Below are 19463 nucleotides of genomic sequence, written 5' to 3' on the forward strand. Positions count from 1 at the left end.
ATTTTACTGTGAGGTACTCCCTCTCTTGCTGTCAAGTGTCCTTATAGTGACTAACTATAATTATGCAAGAAAAAAAGCAACTAGCCAAAGAACTATTTGATCGATATCTTTCAGAAAACTGTACCGAACAAGAGCGCAATCTTATCGAGCGGACTTATGTTAAAAAAACACAAGACAAAAGGTTAAATGACGATCATCTAGATATAATCCGTATAGGTCAAGAAAGTTGGTGTTATATCGCAGAAGTAACACTAAAGCCAAAAAATTCACGTATAGCAACGTGGAAAAAGATATTCGCAGCGGCCTCTCTGCTCGCTGTAATCGGTTTGGTAATACACAAGTACCAACAGCCCACCCCTGCTATCCAAAGTAACAGAGTAGCAGCGCCCATAGCCATAGTTCCAGGTGGCAATAAAGCTACCCTAACACTAGCCGATGGTAGTACAATAGTACTAAATTCGGATCAGAGCGGCATCGTTCTTTCTGAAAACTCCGTCAATTACAATGACGGAAGTGTAGTGCCACAAATCTCCGACCTACCGGGACAATCTCCACAAATACTCACCCTTAGCACCCCTCGTGGCGGGCAGTATCAACTGGTATTATCAGATGGTACACGAGTTTGGCTCAATGCCGCTTCATCTCTCCGGTATCCAACTCAATTTGCAGCAGACCGTAGAACCATCGAACTAGTAGGCGAAGCCTATTTTGAAGTTAGCCCAGACAAAGCCCGTCCATTTATGGTGAAGACCGATATGGGTGAAATAAAAGTACTTGGTACCCACTTCAATGTAATGGCTTACCCCAATACCGAATCTATATTCAGAACGACATTATTCGAAGGAGCAGTAACCGTATCCAACAACCTGCATACTAAAACGTTAGCACCTGGACAGCAGCTCCGAATCATAGATGGACGTATGAGTATATCCTCAGATATAGATCTAGAAGAGATTATCGCCTGGAAAAACGGCTATTTCAAGTTTAATGAAAATTTGGAAAGTATAATGATGAAACTGTCACGCTGGTATGACTTCGAGATCGTTTATGAAACAAAGCCAGACCCTAACATGACATATTTTGGCAAGATATCACGAGATAAGCATATAGATGAAATATTCGGCATCCTAGAATCAACCGGGAATGTACATTTAAAAATTAAAGGAAGGAGTGTTATCGTTATGAAATAATTTCAACAATCGAATACAGGTGGACTCTTCAATGATACCAAGGGTGCTTCCAACACCCCTGGCTAAAGACCTGGGCCTACCCTTCCCATATAAAATGGGAAAAACTAAAAATAGACTATATATTAAAGATAAAACCCAAGTAATCCAAAATTATGAATTTTAAACCACTAATTAGGTGTGACAGGAGGAATCAAGGCCTAATTAAATTTATGTTGACAATGAAGTTAATTCTTTTTTTTCTAACAACAGCCTTATTTCAGGTCAGCGCAAATACATATGCGCAAAAAATCAACCTTAACAAGACCAACGAATCACTGGAGTCAGTGATTACTGAAATCGGTAAACAAAGTGGATATGACTTCTTCTATAATAAGCAATTATTAAAGAAGGCAAAGCCTGTCTCCATCTACAGCAACAATATGTCATTGCCCGATGTGTTAGAACACTGTTTTAAAGATCAGCCTTTAAATTATGAAATAAAGAGCAAAACCATAATTTTAACAGCCAAAAGTACCCCTACACAATCATATCAGCGTATTACTGGGACTGTATACAACCGAACAGATGGCAGTGTGATACTTGGCGCTACGATCAAAGTCAAAGGGACTAATATCACCACCCAGTCCGATGCCAGTGGAAATTTTGTGTTAAACACTTTGCCCCCTGATGCCGTCCTAGTCATTACATCTGTAGGGTACAAAACTCAGGAAATTACAGTCAGGAAGTACGAACACTTTTCAGTAAGAATGGAGCAAGTTGAAGAAAGCCTTGACCAAGTAGTAGTCACCGGTTACCAACAGGTCAACAGACAGCGCATGACGGGTACTGTATCGACCATCAAAGCGGCCGATATCCAAGGCAAAGGCTTCACCAGTATTGATGACATATTGATCGGAACAGTCTCCGGATTGAACGCCACCCCTAGCGGTCGTCCGGGCCAAGACTCAAGGATTCAGATACGTGGGGTCAATTCTTTGACCGGAAATACCGAACCTATCTGGATCGTAGATGGTATGCCTATGCAAGGAGAGATACCTAGTATCCGTTCCGGATCAACAGATTTACAGACCACTATATTTACGACAGGTATCGGAAATTTAGCTCCCGATGATATCGCATCTATCACTATTCTGAAAGATGCAGCTGCAACGGCGATTTATGGAGCCCGTGCCGCCAACGGCGTGATTGTCGTAACGACCAAATCAGGCACAGTCGGCAAAACCCGGTTTACAGGCTCCTTGAATTATGGCGTGACGGCAGCCCCGATTAACAATATCAGCATGATGAACTCGTACCAAAAAATCCAATTTGAGCGCGAAATCCATAATGACCTAAATGCGAGCAAAACAGGACGCGTCAGCGAACTTTTAAGACAAAGTGATCTCGGTGTCATTAGCAGTGCCCACGCCGAGCAGCAAATAGCCGAACTCGCAAAGACAAACACAGACTGGTTTAAAGAGATATTCAGTCCTGCTAGAAACACCCAACTCGGTTTCAGCATGTCTGGTGGTTCCGAAAAAACACAACACTACCTATCCGTAAACCATCTACAGGAAGAAGGCATACAGCCCAATAATAAGTTTGACCGTACCGGGATGAGCATTAAATTGACACATGATCCCAGCGATAAGATTAGAATTACGGGTAGCTTGGCCTCTACATTAAAAAATGACCGTAGCTCTGCAAGTGCTATTAACCCATTGAACTATGCAATGTTTGCCAATCCTTACGAAAAATTATACAATGCAGACGGAAGCTATGCATACGATCAAAGTTACGACATGACCCTTAGCAACTTGCGCCCAGGCTTGGCTTGGCCCAAGTTCAATATATTGGATGATTTAAACCGCAATACCAGTACAAGCAGGTATATCGACGCCGATGTATCGTTAAAATTGGAGTACGAAATCATCCCCGGCCTACAATTTATCACACATGGCACGTACAACGTAAATTCAAACAACAGCCGTGTGGCCGAAGGTGAACAGACCTACACCAATTTTATCCGCAATTGGTTTACCTACAATGGCGAGACAGCGCCACAGTATGTACGTGGTTCATTGAATGAAGGGACCGCCTACTCCGATGGCTATACTTTTCGCAATACCTTGCAATACAGTAAATCCTTTCAGGAGAAACACTTTTTGACCCTCTTTGGAGGACAGGAAATCACCTCGAGAACAGCATATAACTCCTTCAACTACTCCCCTATATTCGATGGAGACCACCGTATCATAGGATTTCCAGAGATGGGCGGGGTCAATCCAGAATCCATCAAATACAGCGATCTAGGTGGTACAGGAAAGATCATCAACAAATTGACATCCTTTTTTGCTAACGCGTCATATTCCTATGCGGACCGCTATATATTGACCGGAGCAATACGTTATGATGGATCAGATATCATTGGCAACAAAAATCAGTTTACGCCACTTTGGAACATCGGTGGTCGCTGGAACCTACATAACGAGCACTTCTTCCATAACATAGACATTATCAATGAATTATCTCTACGCGCAGGATTTGGTTATACTGGAAGCATCGATAAAAATGCATTCCCGTTTGTGGTTATGCGACTGGGACAAAGCGTAATTTATGATGGACAGACCGTTCCTAGCAGCTTTATTTTTGCCAATCCCAATGTCAAGTGGCAGACCAAACAAGATATAAACTTCGGTGCTAACATAGCTGCCTTTGATCGCCGTATCGAGCTTGGGGTCAATTACTATCACAACACCACACAAGATGTATTAGATAAGCGTGCCCTACCGCTATCTTCGGGAAGAGATGACGCCATCGAGAATGTGGCTGATATCTTAAACAGAGGACTGGAGATCGATCTAGGCGCTACACTGATTCGCAAAAAAGACCTTCAATGGTTTGTACGAGGAAATGTAGCTTTCAATACCAACAGACTTTCAAAAACTTACTACACCTCTCTAGAAAATCTACCGCTGCGGACACCTTCCAATGGACGCGAGTTTGTCGAAGGTTATTCCGTAGGAAGTTGGTTCGGTTATCAGTTTGCTGGCGTAAACCCCGCAAATGGACACACCATGATATACGATAGAGAAGGGGCATTATTTGATATGGAATTGTTAAGAAATGTCACGCTTAATCTCCCTGCTCCTGCAGCAAGCCACCTTGGCAATCAACATCCGCCAATAGTGGGTGGATTCGGTACATCGGTAAACTGGAAGCAGTTTCTATTCAGTACTAACTTCGAGTTTAAAGTAGGTCATAAAATACGTTCATTCAATACCTTCCAAACGTTAAACTCGAAAAACAGACATACTAATGATATTTATCATTGGAGACAACCTGGCGATCACACCAATGTACCGGAGATTGGGACAATCAACAATGCATTCAATCGCTATATGTATGATGTACAGCTTGAAAAAGGGAATTACCTACGTGCCAGTGTTGTTACACTAGGCTATAATATCAAGCCAGACCTTCTCAAAAAATGGGGATTCAACACCGCGAGAATCAGTCTCAATGGCAGGAACCTATTCACCCTATCCAGTTATGCAGGTATAGATCCATCTTTAATGGGCGAATTCAATTACCCTGTCACACGTCAATACACGGCTACATTAAATATAGGCTTCTAAATTAGCAACGTTTGATTAACACGAAATGAAGATGAAAACAATAAATCACCTAATTATCAAAAATAAGATAAAATCAGGCATTGGTTTTCTGATGATTATTATACTAAGTTTAAGTACTTCTTGCGAAAAATACCTCGAAGTAGAACCGACGAATGTATTAGCCATCAAAACCTACGACGATGTCAAAGCACTTATGGGATCCTATCTCAAAGGCTTTGTAACCATGAACCATACTTTGGCTGGAACCACTATTCCTTACAAAAACAATACGGCAAAGATGGTCTTCCAGTTTTATAGTGACGACTTGGACTACGAGCGCTACTTAACCAATCCCTTTGGCCGGAATAACCGTGCGATATTTAATAACAGTCTGAACTGGCAAGAACCTACTTCTCCTGGTATTATATGGAAAGAATATTATAAGAATATCGGTTTTTTCAATACCATCCTCACCGAACTGGGACGTCTAAAGAATATCAGTCAGGATGAATACAATCTGATCGCTGGCGAGGCAAAGGTACTTCGAGCAAGATACCTATTTAAGCTGATGCAGTATTTCGCTCCTTATCAAGTAGCCGAACTGGGACTCCCGATAAACCTGGACGCCGAAGCTGTCGGAAACTACGAGTCCAACCGTAAGACACAGGCCGAGACCTACAACATCATTATAGCCGAGCTCAATGAAGTATTGAACTACAGCACAGCTCCCAAAGATAGCTATTCGATTTACTACGACAAAAAGATAATAAATGCTATACTTGCCCAGGTCTATCATTACAAAGGCGGTTCTGCAGCTGGTGTTAGCGGAGATTACGATCTAGCCATTGCCCACGCTAAGAAAGCCATGGAAGGCAGACAGCTGGAGACGCTTGACAACTACGACCCTATGTCGTCCTCGAGTGGGACAGGATTCTACAAAGATCAGCCATTTGCTCTGATGGTACATGTTTACTCCACTCCTAGCAAAGGATTACAAAGTATCATAGGTATCCCCATGTATGGAGCAAGTACAATTATGTATTCGACACAACAGCTTTATGAACTATACGATGAGAAGGATATACGCAAAACCTACTTTTTTAATGACAAGAAAGGTATCACCAAGTTTGAGCACCCAGATTCCTATGGCCTTGACATGAACTTTATTTTCAGAATGGCAGAACTCCATCTTATTATAGCGGAGTCTTATGCGCGCAAAGGCGATGCTACTGAAGCTAAAAGCTGGTACGAAAATTTCATGAAAACTCGTGTACAAGACTATCAATATAAGGGCGAAGATGTATTAAGTGCAATCATGACTGAACGCAGAAAAGAATTTTGCTTTGAAGATGACATGCGCTGGCTAGACCTGACCCGTACCCAAAAAGGATGGCAGCGAAAAGCATTAGACAAAAACGACAACAGTATGTACACCTTAGCAGATGGAGATCACCGTTTTTGTTTTCCCATCCCATTAGAAGAGGAACTACAGTACAATAAAATCCAGCAGAATCCAGGTTGGGGCAATCTGTAAATCAAATTTGTATGTACACTATTTTTAATTTAGAAAACATGAAAAAAATTGCCACGTTCATCGTGCTCGCCACAACATTATATTCCTGTAAGAAAGAGGCTTTCACCTCATACCTCGAATCGGCAGGACCAGAAAAGATCATCGAAGTACAGTTACATCCCAACTCTCCCGTCCTGATCGCCGATGGTCAGGCTGCACTTACATTCAAAGTAAAAGCTTTTATGGAGATTATCGATAGTGAAGGTAAAAAAGATACCGTAGCCTTTAACATCGACAAACTAAAACCCGAACAAATCGAGATCACTAGTTCAAAAAATGAGCGTATCGAAGGGACAGTTTACAAAACCAGTCAAATAGACAATGGATCCATCAGCTTTACGGCCAACATTGGTAGTATAACAAGTAAGCCCGTAGCCGTAAAATTGGTCAATAAACCCACGAACAATTTTACGAACATCACTGTACCCATCAATTTTCACATATTGCATACACCTGCGCAAATGGATATGGCCAATGGTATTTCCACAGAATTTTTACAGGGAATGGTCGATCGGCTGAACAAGGTATTTTCCAATACTCATTCCCCAAATCCTGTTGGTGTCGATTCTAAAATAAAATTTGTCCTCAAACAACGGATTGTTAAAAATGTGGGTGTACTGACTCCGCCTGAGGTAAATAAGTATATTCTGACAAATTCTGTCACAGAACCACTGAAAACCCTTAATGTCTGGTTGTGCAACACCAATACATCGACATACACTACACTACCTGCTTACAAGAGCAATACTACAGCCACTATTGAAGGGCTAAACTTGACCTATTCAGCAGATCCGTCAAAAATCACTTTTACCAATCCAATTCAGGCAGGTATTATGTTAAATATTAATAATATCTTTAATATCGCAGGTGGCGAAAGCCCACGTATTGAAAATGTTATAGGACAGTTTTTTGGTCTTTTACCGACCAAACAAAGCGGGGCAACACTCCCTGTTGGCAAAGAAGATGTAGATTTCTGCAGCGATACCTATACCTACCAGGTTTCGTCCATCAGACCTGAGAAATGGACGGTTACTTCGGCCAGTAGCCCTACTAAAATCTATTACGACTCCTTCAATATTATGGACGAGACGACTGCCTCTTCTACGGTCAGTTACGAGCAGGTATTACGCATCCGTAAAGTCATTGCAAACTGCCCATTACGACAATTTAATTAAACAGACTATTCATGAATTTAATACATAGACTATTAACGATATGCTTTTTTATTATGGCATGTAGCACAGTGCTACATGCCCAAAAGCCGAGCAAGTCTGTCGATAAGCAGTGGATCACCATTTTAGACCAAGCCAAGCGAGAGCGCAAATTGATCCTTATCGATTTCTATACTTCTTGGTGCGGTCCCTGCAAAATGATGGATGCCCATGTCTTTCCAGATCCTACGGTCAGCAAGACATTACAGGATCATTATGTTGTGGTCAAGCTCGACGCCGAGAAAGATGCGTTGGGCAAAGTGCTGGCTGCGCGGTATATCATCCGTTCGTATCCTACATTTCTTATAATAGAGCCTTCTTTCAGAGTCCACCGTATGGATGCGGGATACAAAGATGCTCCACTTTTTAATCAATGGCTGCTCGATGCCGTCCAACAACCGCAACAGTACCTGTCTGGATTCTCTCTCAAGAAATACGTAAACTATCCCGACTTTTATCTCCGGTCATTCGGACCTAAAAGTGAGCAAGAAAAAGCTGATTCCACAACTGTCCAAAAATACCTAGACCGACAAAAAGACCTATTTTCCGAGACCTCATGGGCCGTGCTACGAACCTACGAGATACCACCTAAATACCTAAAACACTTCAAAGAAAATTACGGTATTTATAAGAACAAATTTGGTAGTTCACTGGAGTCCAAGATGGCATATGCCTTATTTCCCGATCTCCAAGCAGCGATTACAGCCAAGAATGTCGATGCATTTGTAGACGTGCTCAACCAGATCCCCAAGTATTTTGACAAACCGGGTGCACAGCAGTCCACCTATCTCTTCAACATTCCGCGCGAACAAGATTTTTACAAGATGAAAGTTAACTTTCTGGATACCTGTCAGTATATCGATACAAAGATACGCCTTTCATCCGCTATGGGACTTTTGATACAAGAGGGGCTTCAGCCCGAGCTACAGCGTAAAGTAACATCATGGGTCGTGAACTATCCGCAGATCGAAAGTTCGAAGGATTTCGGTAACCTGTTTACACTCGCTTTGGCTTACCATTATCTAGGTGATCCGGACAAGATGCGTACAGCATTCCATAAAGCCAAGGAACTAACCACAGAACAAGATAAGGACATCGTTACATTCATGAGTGGTATTATGATGCCCGAAAACAAATATCAGCTCAAAGGACAGTTCAGAGATACCACCGTTTCGGGTAAGGTCTATATGAGTTTTTACCAAGATGGTAAATTACAGAACGATACCACAGCAGTAAAAAAAGGACTTTTTATATTTTCGGGTGTCACCGAGGGGGTACAACAGGCCTATCTGCGATTCCAATCGGATCTTGTAAAAGGAGGATCGTCCAAAGGTGTAGATGCAAGATCCCTTTACCTAGACCGAGGAACAGTGACCTTAACGATCGAAGATTCTATAAGCACCGCCCACATTAGCGGTGCCCGGATCAATGCTGAATACAACCGTTACAAAAACATTCTAGCCCCTTACGAACAAAAACTGCAGGAACTTCAAGCGACCTACCGAAAACTTTCTTCTGATCAAAAGGAAGATAAGGTACTAATCTCAACTTTAGAGGTTAAAATCCAAAACATCAAACAGGACAAAGAAGGTGCGCAGATAAGGTATATCAACATGAATCCAAATTCATTTTTCTCTCTTCAGGCTATAGAAGATATTGCCGGCTATCGGATAGATATCGCCAAGATACAGCCATTGATAGACATACTATCACCTTCTCTTCGAGAATCTAAAGCCGCACAGGCACTGACACAGGCTATTGCAGCTACAAAAGCGACAGCGGTAGGCCAACGCGCTCCAGAATTTACGCTTTATGATTGCAATAATAAACAATTGAGCTTAGCCGATTATGCCGGGAGCTATGTCCTAATAGATTTTTGGGCATCTTGGTGTGGTCCATGCCGTGCCGAGAACCCTACACTGGTCAAAGCGTACGATAAGTACAAAAACAACAACTTTACGATCATCGGTATCTCGATAGACAACGAAAAAGACCGGGACAAATGGCTCAAAGCTATAAAAAACGATAAAATGAGCTGGCCTCAACTTATTGATTCGGCTCCTACATCCCCAAATAATACCGCAGACAAATATGCTGTTAAAGCCATTCCATCCAATTACCTTATCGCACCAGACGGTACGATAATTGCTAAAAACCTGCGTGGCGAAGCAGTAGAACACGAACTAGAAAAGGTGATGCAAAAAAAGTAAAACCTTCTAAAAAAGGCCGTATCAACCATGTACGATACGGCCTTATTGTTCGAATCGATCCCCTAATCTCCTCTACTTTCTCTACGACTACAAGTGCCACTGGCAAGACCAACAAATCGAATTTTTCATTCTTTATTTTCGATTCGATATTAGATAAATTAGCATTTTTATTACGCCAAACAACTGCATATTGAAAGAATCCGACGCTCATACATTATTCATTCAAAGAAGGAAATGGGATAAAACTAATATTATTTATGCTATTATAACAATATTTCCCCATGTTAGCGCTGTCTATAGCTCCACTTTCCAAAGAGGCGTTATAAAAAAAGTCAACTTCTACATCTAGTGCAGAATATCAATGCCCTTATCCGCAACGGATAAGAAACCACACTATTCGAAGATTACTTTAAACTCTCTTGCATTTCAACATTGAGAGCATTTACTAGTTACACTGGTTGGAGATCTAATCCATCTATCCGAAATTCATAAAAAAATTCTTTGCTTTATGATTGAGGTCATAATAGAGTTAGATGCACACAACTAACTTTGTACTATATCTAGCTTCAAAAAAAGAAGCTTTGTCAATTTTAAGGAGTACATTAAAACCCAACAATTAATTCCAATGAAAAAAACAATTTTAACAGTCGCAACCTTAGCTTTGCTTTTCACAGCTTGCAACAATGCCACGAAAAATGAAGAGACTGCAACCCAGGAAAGTACACCAACAGAAAGCACTGAGAGTACCGAAAGCGCCACACCTGCAGACGCGGGTAGCATTGCAACTGTAGCAATCTCGGGTGGGGATGACATGAAGTTTGACAAAACCGAAATCTTAGTAAAAGAAGGACAAACCGTAAAACTAACTTTAACCCATAGTGGCAAAGCCCCAGTTACTGGTATGGGGCATAATTTTGTCCTATTAGCAGCCGGTACAGACGCCACGAAATTTGCTGCTGAAGCCGTAGCAGCAAAAGACAACGACTATATCCCTGCATCGATGCAAAGCGATGTGATCGCTCACACCAAAACCATTGGTGGAGGAGAGACTACAGAAATAGAATTTGTTGCTCCTCCCAAAGGAACATATACTTTCTTATGTTCTTTTCCGGGGCACGCCGCGATTATGAAAGGAAATTTTATTGTTGAATAGACAGATACTTACCGTGTTTTGAAACATAAACACGGTAAGTCCCTCCATTAGAAGATTCGTACCGTGCAAATAAACCAAGATATTTTAATAACATATGGCGGTATCGCCAAGAAAATCAAGAAGAACGAATACCTATTTTGGGAAGGAGATCCGGCCTATCATTACTATCAACTTGTTGAGGGAAATGTAAAATTATACTCGACCAATGAGTCCGATAAAGAGCTCGTGCAAGGAACATTCACTGACGGACAAAGTTTCGGTGAACCCCCATTGCTTTTAGGTTTGCCCTATCCTTGCACCGCTCAAGCAACCAAAGATAGTATCATCATTAGGCTTCGCAGAGAAACCTTTTTTAATATTCTGCATGACTTCCCCGAAATAAAGGAAAATTTTCTATATACCTTTGCCGAACGTATCTACACCAAGGCCTCATTTGCACAAATATGGCTCGCTCGGACACCGGAAGAAAAAATAATTCGTATCCTTACGATCATAAAAGAACGCGATAATCTGAACAATAATTGCCCAATACCTTATACCAGACAAGAAATCGCCCATTTTACTGGCCTACGTACCGAAACCGTAATCCGTACATTGAGACGAATGTCCGAAGAGGGCAAAATCGTTATCAAAAAGCATAAGTTATTTTATAACTAACGCTATATCTTTTGTTGCATTATTCCTGCAATACCCCTTGCATGTAACTTTATCTTTTGACAGTTCGCCCCCTCGAAAAGACTATCGACAGTATCAAAAAAAAGGCTTTCCCATTTTCTAAAATGTGTATCTTCTGTCTTTCGTATTGCATTTATCCGCTTGTGTGTCTCTAGCGGATTACCCCCATAGTCACCTGTATAAAACAGTATATTTTCCCAAAAATCACACATCAACGCATTGTGCTTATCCCAATCGACCTGCACCACCTCTGTAAAGAATGAATTAATAATAGGTTCAGCCCTCACCTTTTCATAAAACTGTGTCACCACCAGTTCAATATCCCCTCGGTTTAGAATATCTCGTTTCATATGTAAATCATTTGTTTTCTAAGGTTATAAATGAACAACCATCTCATCTGTTATAAAGTCCGTTACAGCTCTCCTTTAACAGTTTTGCTCACGACTGTTACAACCTTGTCTACATCTATTTCTAATCCCTCTTCTTGCTTCACTAATTCTCCTGAAGAATCGAATACTGAAATAATATTAGAATGTGAAAAATCGATTGGCGAAATCTGCTTGTACTTCATTGATAGTACATTTGCAAACTCCTGTGTATTATCTTCGTCCGATGTCAGGAATACCCATTGCGAGGCATACATATCGTTAGCAATTGCAAACTTCTTTAGGTGTTCCGGTGTATCCGTCTTCGGGTCTATCGATACCAATACCAAAGAAACATCGTCAATCATCGATCTATCAATCTTCTCATCGATCTGCTTCATCTTCGAAACCAAGATAGGACAAGCTGTCTTACAAGAGGTGTAAATCATAACCACCACCAGCGTCTTACCCTTGAGATCCTTAAGCTGTAAACACACATCATTTTGATTTTTCCATTCCGAGGTCAGATTGAAAATAGAACTTGAAGATTGTTCCTTGCTCTCGCTATTGGTACAGGCCGTAAGCAATAAAACAGAAAGTAATATAAATATCGTTTGCTTCATCATCATTATTTTATCATGTTATTAGTCATTCCACATTTACGATCGGAGCTAATATCGTGTCCTTGGCACATCGGAATCCAAGGTTAGCGATAGCGTAGTTTGCCTTTACCGAAGTACGCATAGCAAAACGCATAAATGCCGCATAGTTAGAGACATCAGTAGCACTTGTTGCTCCTGCCGCACAGAATAGGCTTCCTCCCTCTATCGCACCTGTCCTAGAATCACCGACACTCAATATGGAATTGAAATCATCGGTCCACTCCCAGATCAAATCAAACATATCATAGACCCCCCAATAGTTTGGCACCCCCTTCTTCACGGACTGGTACTGTCTATTTTTAACTAGATATAAGTCTATAATCCCCGTAGAATATTCTTTTTTACTTCTCGCATTAGGCGTGTCCGTATCGGCCATCGCTATAAACTCCCACTCGTCCAACTTGGGCAATCGCTTGCCCACACTCTTAGCGAACGCCTTGGCGGCGAACCACGAAACATAGCACACCGGAGCATCAGGTTTGGCTCCTTTAGGTAGTTCCAGATCAGAAGGCCATTTGGTCAGGTAAGCTGTATCCGCATAAATCTTCATCACCTGTGATTTTCTCCACTTCGGGTTAACCGTTACAAAATCTAAAAACTCCTGATTTGTAACAGCCCGTTCATCGATCAGAAATGGAGGAACTTTAACTCTGTTGGTATCAATTGCTCCGTAAAAAGGCAAGTATTCCCCACCGGGAATATAGCGCATATTCACGGTGGGGGTTATTGGCAATATTGTCGCAGTCTGATCTGATCGCAGCTCAGCATCTACCGTGTGCGAACTATCCTTCCTACCACAAGAAGACAAGCCAAGGATAAAGCAGAAAAACAAAACGCGGTTAGTCATTTTATACGGCGATCTATGATAAGCTAATTACTTACCCAGCTTCTCAAATACTTTCGGATTTTCGTCTCCTGTTACTTTAAGTTTACCAATAGCGCCTTTATCAAAGGCTCTTGATAAAGAGTGGTCTACCAGTACATATTCGCCTGGCACCTCAACCTTAAATTCTACGATAGCAGATCCACCGGCAGGCACCATCGTTGTCTGAACGTTGTGTGTTACCTTCGTTCCACCCTCTTGATACACATTATCGAATATCTCACCAATTACGTGAAAAGAAGATGTAAGATTAGGTCCACCATTTCCCACAAACAACCGTACTGTCTCTCCAACTTTGGCTTCCAACATATTCTTACCCAGCAAGGACCCCTTCTTTCCATTAAACAACACATAGTCAGGATGCTCGAGTACAGCTTTATCATTATCAAACTCTAACAGTCCTGCCTTAGCTGCTGAAGCCTTAGTGTAGAAATCTCCCTGCATAATATAGTATTCTCTATCTACAGGCTCCAATCCACCCTCGGGTTCTACGAGGATCAATCCGTACATCCCGTTACCGATATGCATCGGCACAGGAGGCGCCGCACAGTGGTATACGTACAGACCGGGGTTTATCGCTTTAAAGTGGAACAACGCCTCTTTACCTGGAGCAGCAGTGGATGCTTCCGCCCCCCCTCCAGGGCCAGTCACGGCATGAAGGTCAATATTGTGAGGTAAAACACTGTTAGAAGCATTTTTCAACCTCAGCTCGACCTCATCGCCCACCCGAATACGTATAAAACTGCCGGGTACAACATTGTTGAACGTCCAGAATGTATAGTTGACACCATCGGCAATCTCGGTTTCTATCTCGGTCGTCTCGAGATTCACAATCCATTTTTGAGGGCCACGCTTACCGACAGGCGCAGGTACGTTAGGGGCAGCGGTCACTTCTGCGATTTGCGGTTCACCAATTACCTCCATTGTCGTAGAATCTTTGGTCGTTTCGGATTTCTGTTTACAACTAACGGTTACAACCACCAAAGCCGCAGTAGATACACAAAGCAATAATTGTTTTAGTTTCATTGGAATATAATTTAACTGTGATTATTCAATTTCAAAAAATATCTTTATTCCAATACAAAGGAACGAATTACCTTATACTACGTAATATGATTAAAATCATATTTTGATGTTTTTTTTTAACTTATTATTCGGTAAAAACACTTTTCTAAACGAGTAATATAGCTACCGTCACTACAACTATCAACCCGAATAAAAGCATCGCATACTTCCAAAACGAATGCGCAATTTTTAGCTCCATAAACTGAAAAGCAACGAGCATTGCCTTTAAAAAAGACAAACTTAGTATAAAAATCACGATAACACCCGATACGGGCATAGATCCAAGTGCAACTCCCCCAATGGTCAATAGCACCAAGAGAATATAAGTATATGTTAGGGATTTTTGCATCATAGTTAAAACAGCATATAAAGCACAGGAAACAGAAATAACCATATCAAATCACACAAATGCCAGAAAGTAACTCCCGCTTCTACATCCTCTATTGCTACAGCATCTGCTTTTATCTTAATTATATTACGACGTATGGCGACCAGTATAACGAGACCTACCAACACGTGTACCCAATGAAACCCGGTAAGCAACCAATAAAACATATAGAAAGTGCTCGCATCCATACCCAAGCCCAATTCTAGTTTCTGAAAATACTCGAAGCATTTCAACAGTAAAAAACCACACCCACACAAAATAGCCCATAACAAGTTACGCTCACTTTTCTGAATCTGCTGCAACTTGAACTGTTGTACTCCCTTTGCCGCTAAATACCCCGCAGTAAGTAGTAATATCGTATTGATCAATGCGATCGTTCGGTTTAACTGTTCACTATCCTGATGAAAAGCCTCCCTGTCCGCTGCTCCACTCATTGCTAAAGCAATGATAGCTAAGCCAAAAGTGATCAATTCAAGATAGATCACAATCCATATCAAAATCCCACCTGGTGGGTAAAAAATAGACTTCTCCTTTGTATGTTCCATTTTATTCAAATTGTCATCCACGTCTTATCTTCTCATATAGCTTCGCTAGCGCTTTAAGCAGCTCCTCAGGCGATGTCAATATCTGATAATGGTTCTGTCCAAACATTTGGGGTAGGTAGTATCGTGCCTGCGCCTCGATAGCCAAGGCGTAGGTATTTATTTTACATTCGTTGAGCTCGCGCAGCGCCTGCTTAATGTCCTGTATTCCATACTTCCCTTCGTACCTATCATAATCATTTGGTTTGCCGTCCGATAATAGGATAATCCACTTATTTTTTGAATCTATAGCATTCATCCTGGCTCCAGCATGACGTAACGCTGGTCCTATACGTGTATACCCACTAGGCTCGACAGCACCAACTTTATATTTGGCCCGTTGCCAGTTTTCATCAAAATCTTTTACTGTCAGATAGGTGGAAAAATTACGTGTCTTCGAGTAGAACCCATCTATTGCGAAAGTGATATCAAACTCGTCAAGTATCTCTCCGAACAAAATTGAAGCTTCCTTTTCCACATCAATTACGCGGTTACCTGCCACATAACCATCACTTGACAGACTTATATCTAGCAACACCAGTATTGCAATATCCTTCTTTTTTTTTCTATTGGATAGATATACCCTTTCATCGGGCGAGATCCCAGAGTGTATATCCGTGTATAAGTCTGTCAGTGCATCCAGATCAAACATTTCTCCCTGGAGTTGTCGTCGTTGTTGCTGCTGCTTGTTATTTACGTTGGCCAATATCTTTCGTAGACCATTCAAAATTGTCTTATATTTTGTCCGCGTATTAGAATAATATTGTTGATTTATTCGTCTTTGACATCGAGGATACACTTTACAGAAATCAGGAATGTAAGTCCGCTTTTTGTAATCCCATTCATCGTAGGAGATATAATACCCTTTTTCTTCCATCTCTACGCTTTCAGCGACCGAGGTGTTCTCCACAAAATCTGCCTGATACACTGAATGTACCGTATCGTCTACCCTCACCGTAAATCGCATCCTCATTTCCTCTAGCGCTTCCTGATGATTTTTGAGTTCATCTTTGCTATCAAAATCTCGCCAATTACCGTTAAACTCCTCGGCCGTCTCAATCTTTTCAAAGCTGTGCATCAATACATAATCTTCCTGTTGCTGTTTGTCAATCGTTAGCGATTCGATCTCTTCCACCGCCTTCGCATGCAGGGTAGTCTGTACCTCAATTTTACTAGTTTTGGGCTGCAGAGTGTTATCAAAATTTGTCAATTTGTCAATAGCCGATATTTCCGCAGTGTCTGTCATCCATCGTCCATACAGCCAAGACAAGTCTGCTTCTCCTTTTTTTGTGTTATTTTGGAGGATTACCACAGCCTCATCATACCACGAACGCAAACCTGGATAATCTGTAAATAACATTTGTAATACCTTGCTCGCTGTCTCACGTGCTGTTAAAATAGACAACTGGTTGTCGGTAGCCTTATTATCTTTCCAATTATATCCCAGCTTTCGTTGCAATCCAAGATAGACTACCCTAAACAAGTAAAACTGTAGGTTTAACGTTTTCGATGGGAATAACGCACATTCGATCGGTAAAAAAAAATTTTGATTCTTGTATCCTCCTTCCCGTTCGGCTGGAAAAATATCTATCGGCTCCCCACAGATTGCTCTCGCCAGTAACGTAAGACGGGGCTTAATATCGACAAGCTTCACCTGTCGGCTTAGGATTTCCTTATCATTGAGTCGTCGTCTTTTCACCACCCTCAACATCCAAGAATATAAAATTTCGTCCAGCTCCAATCCCATATCCTACTATATCATTAGATCACAGAGATCTTTGAGTGCGGTCAATGTATCCGCCTCGTCTGTGAGCGGTTCTATTACAGCAACATGTACTGCCAATCGCTTGGGCAGTCCATTATGAATAAGCTTGGCAGCATCTACCAATAACCGTGTAGACACCGTCTCGGTCAATCCCAATTCTGTAAGATTACGGATTTTGTTTCCGATAGCTATTAGCTTTTGAGCTATCTCGAGCTGTACCCCCGATTCGGTAATGAGTATTTCCGCTTCTACCCTAGGCTGGGCATAACCGAACGATAAGGCTACGAAGCGCTGTCGAGTAGAGGGCTTCAGTTCCTTAAATCCCTGTTGATAGCCGGGGTTAAATGAAGCGATCAATAGAAAATCGGAATGTGCCTTTATCGTCTGACCGAGCTTGTCAATAAAAAGCTCACGCCGATGATCTGTTAGCGAGTGTATAGCCACAATAACATCTGGACGAGCCTCAGCTATCTCGTCCAGATATAGGATACAACCATTTTTTACCGCAACAGATAGAGGCCCATCTACCCATATGGTTTCGGCGCCTTTGATAATAAACCTACCTATTAGATCCGTTGACGAAGTCTCCTCATGGCAGCTCACTGTAATGAGCTGTCTGTCCATCTCACTAGCCATATACTCGACAAATCGAGATTTACCTGAACCAGTAGGCCCTTTGATCAGTAACGGAAGCTTAAGCTCACTGATCTGATTAAATACCGCGACCTCTTGGCCTATAGGTTTATAGTATACTATTTTATCTTCAGCTATTATCATATCAAAAAAATCAAATCTTCACGTTACTCTTCCACTTCAAGTGCTTCATCCGTAGGTCGTCCGAATTTTAAAAATTCAATGATATACAGTATTATCCCAGTGGCAAACAACGTGGCGCAAAGTAAAAGGACAACAAAGTGTATACTGATCTCATTCTGTACCTCCATGAATTCCATTTTCAGCTTGCGCTCCATATATACCTGAGCGACACCGGCCACACCAAAAGCAACGGTCATCCCCAACATACCGATATTCGACAACCAAAAGGCCATATGCCCCCTAGTGGTGTCATACCGCTTTCTACCTGTGATATTTGGAAGCGCATAACTGATGATTGCCAATACGATCATAGCATAAGCACCCCAGAAAGCATAATGTCCATGCATAGCAGTAACCAATGTCCCATGAGTATAAATATTAGTCTGCGGCAGTGTATGCGCAAATCCTAACAATCCTGCTCCAATAAAAGAAACGATGGATGCCCCTATGGTCCAAAACAACGCTACTTTATTAGGATGTGATCGTTCTCCCTTGCGATACATGTACACCGCAAAGAGAGCCATCCCCAAAAATGCCAACGGCTCCAAGGCAGAGAAGACACCACCAACAACCAGCCAAATCTTGTTTACCCCAATATAATAGTAGTGGTGTCCCGTACCCAGTAATCCCGACAAGAAGGTTAACCCGACTATAACATACAACCATTTTTCGATAACCTCGCGATCTACACCAGTAAGTTTGATAAGTAAATACGATAGAATACCGCCCATAATAAGCTCCCATACACCTTCAACCCAAAGATGCACTACCCACCATCTGAAAAAAGAGTCTGTCACCTGGCTATCAAACCAAATCATCCCAGGCAGGTAGAGCAACGCAGCAAACACGAGGCCCATGGTCAATACAACGGCCGTTGTAGTCCTACGTTTACCTTTGTAAAGTGTGGTCAAGATGAGCCCTAAAAACAGCAGTACATTTACAACGACAAGGTAATCCAGCTCACGCGGTATCTCCAGAAACTTACGTCCTTCCCAGTGGTTAAAGTGATATCCGACCACGGCTAAAACCCCCACCAAAGCCAATGAAATAAGCTGTACATAAGCTAGCTTGACACTCACGAGCTCACGTTGTGCTTCTTCTGGAATAATATAATATGCTGCCCCCATAAAACCTGTGAGTAACCAGACTACTAACAAATTAGTATGGACTGCGCGCGCTGTATTAAAAGGAATAAAATCGTGCAATCCATCCATGCCAATGCGGGCAAAACCCATAATAAAACCATAGACGATCTGAAGGGCAAATAACAGCATACATAATCCAAAAAACCAGTATGCAACTTTTTGAGACTTATACTTCATAATATTAT

At 41.7% G+C, this 19463-nt stretch carries 16 protein-coding genes; 7 read left to right on the top strand and 9 right to left on the bottom strand.

Translation table 11 applies throughout. The annotated features are described in order from the left end of the window. The first annotated feature begins 62 nt into the window (after positions 1-62). From G7B18_RS00260 to G7B18_RS00290, 7 genes are all read left to right on the top strand, one after another. Positions 63-1190, top strand: a complete 1128-nt coding sequence (locus tag G7B18_RS00260) for a FecR family protein (protein WP_164111840.1) — start codon at positions 63-65, stop codon at positions 1188-1190. Between the two features lie 218 nt (positions 1191-1408). Then, positions 1409-4807, top strand: a complete 3399-nt coding sequence (locus G7B18_RS00265; RefSeq protein WP_164121814.1) for a SusC/RagA family TonB-linked outer membrane protein — start codon at positions 1409-1411, stop codon at positions 4805-4807. A 31-nt stretch (positions 4808-4838) separates the two neighbouring features. Next, positions 4839-6320, top strand: a complete 1482-nt coding sequence (locus G7B18_RS00270; protein ID WP_164111842.1) for a RagB/SusD family nutrient uptake outer membrane protein — start codon at positions 4839-4841, stop codon at positions 6318-6320. Positions 6321-6358: 38 nt separating this feature from the next. Continuing rightward, complete coding sequence (locus G7B18_RS00275; protein WP_164111843.1) at positions 6359-7534, top strand: hypothetical protein; 1176 nt, start codon at positions 6359-6361, stop codon at positions 7532-7534. 11 nt (positions 7535-7545) lie between these two features. Beyond that, a complete protein-coding gene (locus G7B18_RS00280) occupies positions 7546-9780 on the top strand; it encodes a redoxin domain-containing protein (protein ID WP_164121815.1) in 2235 nt (744 codons plus the stop codon). A gap of 625 nt (positions 9781-10405) precedes the next feature. Continuing rightward, positions 10406-10933 (top strand): plastocyanin/azurin family copper-binding protein, encoded by a 528-nt coding sequence (locus G7B18_RS00285; RefSeq protein WP_164111845.1) that lies wholly within the window; start codon positions 10406-10408, stop codon positions 10931-10933. Between the two features lie 63 nt (positions 10934-10996). Further along, positions 10997-11590, top strand: a complete 594-nt coding sequence (locus G7B18_RS00290; RefSeq protein ID WP_164111846.1) for a Crp/Fnr family transcriptional regulator — start codon at positions 10997-10999, stop codon at positions 11588-11590. A 2-nt stretch (positions 11591-11592) separates the two neighbouring features. Here G7B18_RS00290 and G7B18_RS00295 read toward each other — a convergent pair whose 3' ends face one another. The 9 genes from G7B18_RS00295 to G7B18_RS00335 form a co-directional block, all read right to left on the bottom strand. Next, positions 11593-11958: a group III truncated hemoglobin gene (locus tag G7B18_RS00295; protein ID WP_164111847.1), complete on the bottom strand. Its 366-nt coding sequence runs from the start codon at positions 11956-11958 to the stop codon at positions 11593-11595. Positions 11959-12020: 62 nt separating this feature from the next. Continuing rightward, positions 12021-12602, bottom strand: a complete 582-nt coding sequence (locus G7B18_RS00300) for an SCO family protein (RefSeq protein WP_205600219.1) — start codon at positions 12600-12602, stop codon at positions 12021-12023. A 19-nt stretch (positions 12603-12621) separates the two neighbouring features. Continuing rightward, positions 12622-13482 (bottom strand): formylglycine-generating enzyme family protein, encoded by an 861-nt coding sequence (locus G7B18_RS00305; protein ID WP_164121816.1) that lies wholly within the window; start codon positions 13480-13482, stop codon positions 12622-12624. A gap of 27 nt (positions 13483-13509) precedes the next feature. Further along, positions 13510-14544, bottom strand: coding sequence for a copper-containing nitrite reductase (gene nirK, locus G7B18_RS00310; RefSeq protein ID WP_164111849.1), 1035 nt, complete (start codon positions 14542-14544; stop codon positions 13510-13512). A 145-nt stretch (positions 14545-14689) separates the two neighbouring features. Continuing rightward, positions 14690-14935: a cytochrome C oxidase subunit IV family protein gene (locus G7B18_RS00315; RefSeq protein ID WP_164111850.1), complete on the bottom strand. Its 246-nt coding sequence runs from the start codon at positions 14933-14935 to the stop codon at positions 14690-14692. A gap of 2 nt (positions 14936-14937) precedes the next feature. Further along, complete coding sequence (locus tag G7B18_RS00320) at positions 14938-15516, bottom strand: cytochrome c oxidase subunit 3 (RefSeq protein WP_164121817.1); 579 nt, start codon at positions 15514-15516, stop codon at positions 14938-14940. 13 nt (positions 15517-15529) lie between these two features. Further along, positions 15530-17299, bottom strand: coding sequence for a nitric oxide reductase activation protein NorD (locus tag G7B18_RS00325; RefSeq protein WP_164111852.1), 1770 nt, complete (start codon positions 17297-17299; stop codon positions 15530-15532). A 6-nt stretch (positions 17300-17305) separates the two neighbouring features. Further along, the gene (locus tag G7B18_RS00330) at positions 17306-18094 is read right to left on the bottom strand and encodes a CbbQ/NirQ/NorQ/GpvN family protein (protein WP_164111853.1); all 789 of its coding nucleotides are present in this window, start codon (positions 18092-18094) and stop codon (positions 17306-17308) included. A 23-nt stretch (positions 18095-18117) separates the two neighbouring features. After that, positions 18118-19455, bottom strand: a complete 1338-nt coding sequence (locus tag G7B18_RS00335; RefSeq protein WP_164111854.1) for a cbb3-type cytochrome c oxidase subunit I — start codon at positions 19453-19455, stop codon at positions 18118-18120. Between the last annotated feature and the right edge of the window lie 8 nt (positions 19456-19463).

This window comes from Sphingobacterium sp. xlx-130 (assembly GCF_011007405.1).
In the GTDB taxonomy this organism is placed as follows: Bacteria; Bacteroidota; Bacteroidia; order Sphingobacteriales; family Sphingobacteriaceae; genus Sphingobacterium; species Sphingobacterium luzhongxinii.

Coding starts and splice junctions, on each gene's coding strand:
- G7B18_RS00260 (WP_164111840.1), top strand. CDS start 63: ATGCAAGAAAAAAAGCAACTAGCCAAAGAACTATTTGATCGATATCTT.
- G7B18_RS00265 (WP_164121814.1), top strand. CDS start 1,409: ATGAAGTTAATTCTTTTTTTTCTAACAACAGCCTTATTTCAGGTCAGC.
- G7B18_RS00270 (WP_164111842.1), top strand. CDS start 4,839: ATGAAAACAATAAATCACCTAATTATCAAAAATAAGATAAAATCAGGC.
- G7B18_RS00275 (WP_164111843.1), top strand. CDS start 6,359: ATGAAAAAAATTGCCACGTTCATCGTGCTCGCCACAACATTATATTCC.
- G7B18_RS00280 (WP_164121815.1), top strand. CDS start 7,546: ATGAATTTAATACATAGACTATTAACGATATGCTTTTTTATTATGGCA.
- G7B18_RS00285 (WP_164111845.1), top strand. CDS start 10,406: ATGAAAAAAACAATTTTAACAGTCGCAACCTTAGCTTTGCTTTTCACA.
- G7B18_RS00295 (WP_164111847.1), bottom strand. CDS start 11,958: ATGAAACGAGATATTCTAAACCGAGGGGATATTGAACTGGTGGTGACA.
- G7B18_RS00300 (WP_205600219.1), bottom strand. CDS start 12,602: ATGATGATGAAGCAAACGATATTTATATTACTTTCTGTTTTATTGCTT.
- G7B18_RS00305 (WP_164121816.1), bottom strand. CDS start 13,482: ATGACTAACCGCGTTTTGTTTTTCTGCTTTATCCTTGGCTTGTCTTCT.
- nirK (WP_164111849.1), bottom strand. CDS start 14,544: ATGAAACTAAAACAATTATTGCTTTGTGTATCTACTGCGGCTTTGGTG.
- G7B18_RS00315 (WP_164111850.1), bottom strand. CDS start 14,935: ATGATGCAAAAATCCCTAACATATACTTATATTCTCTTGGTGCTATTG.
- G7B18_RS00320 (WP_164121817.1), bottom strand. CDS start 15,516: ATGGAACATACAAAGGAGAAGTCTATTTTTTACCCACCAGGTGGGATT.
- G7B18_RS00325 (WP_164111852.1), bottom strand. CDS start 17,299: ATGGGATTGGAGCTGGACGAAATTTTATATTCTTGGATGTTGAGGGTG.
- G7B18_RS00330 (WP_164111853.1), bottom strand. CDS start 18,094: ATGATAATAGCTGAAGATAAAATAGTATACTATAAACCTATAGGCCAA.
- G7B18_RS00335 (WP_164111854.1), bottom strand. CDS start 19,455: ATGAAGTATAAGTCTCAAAAAGTTGCATACTGGTTTTTTGGATTATGT.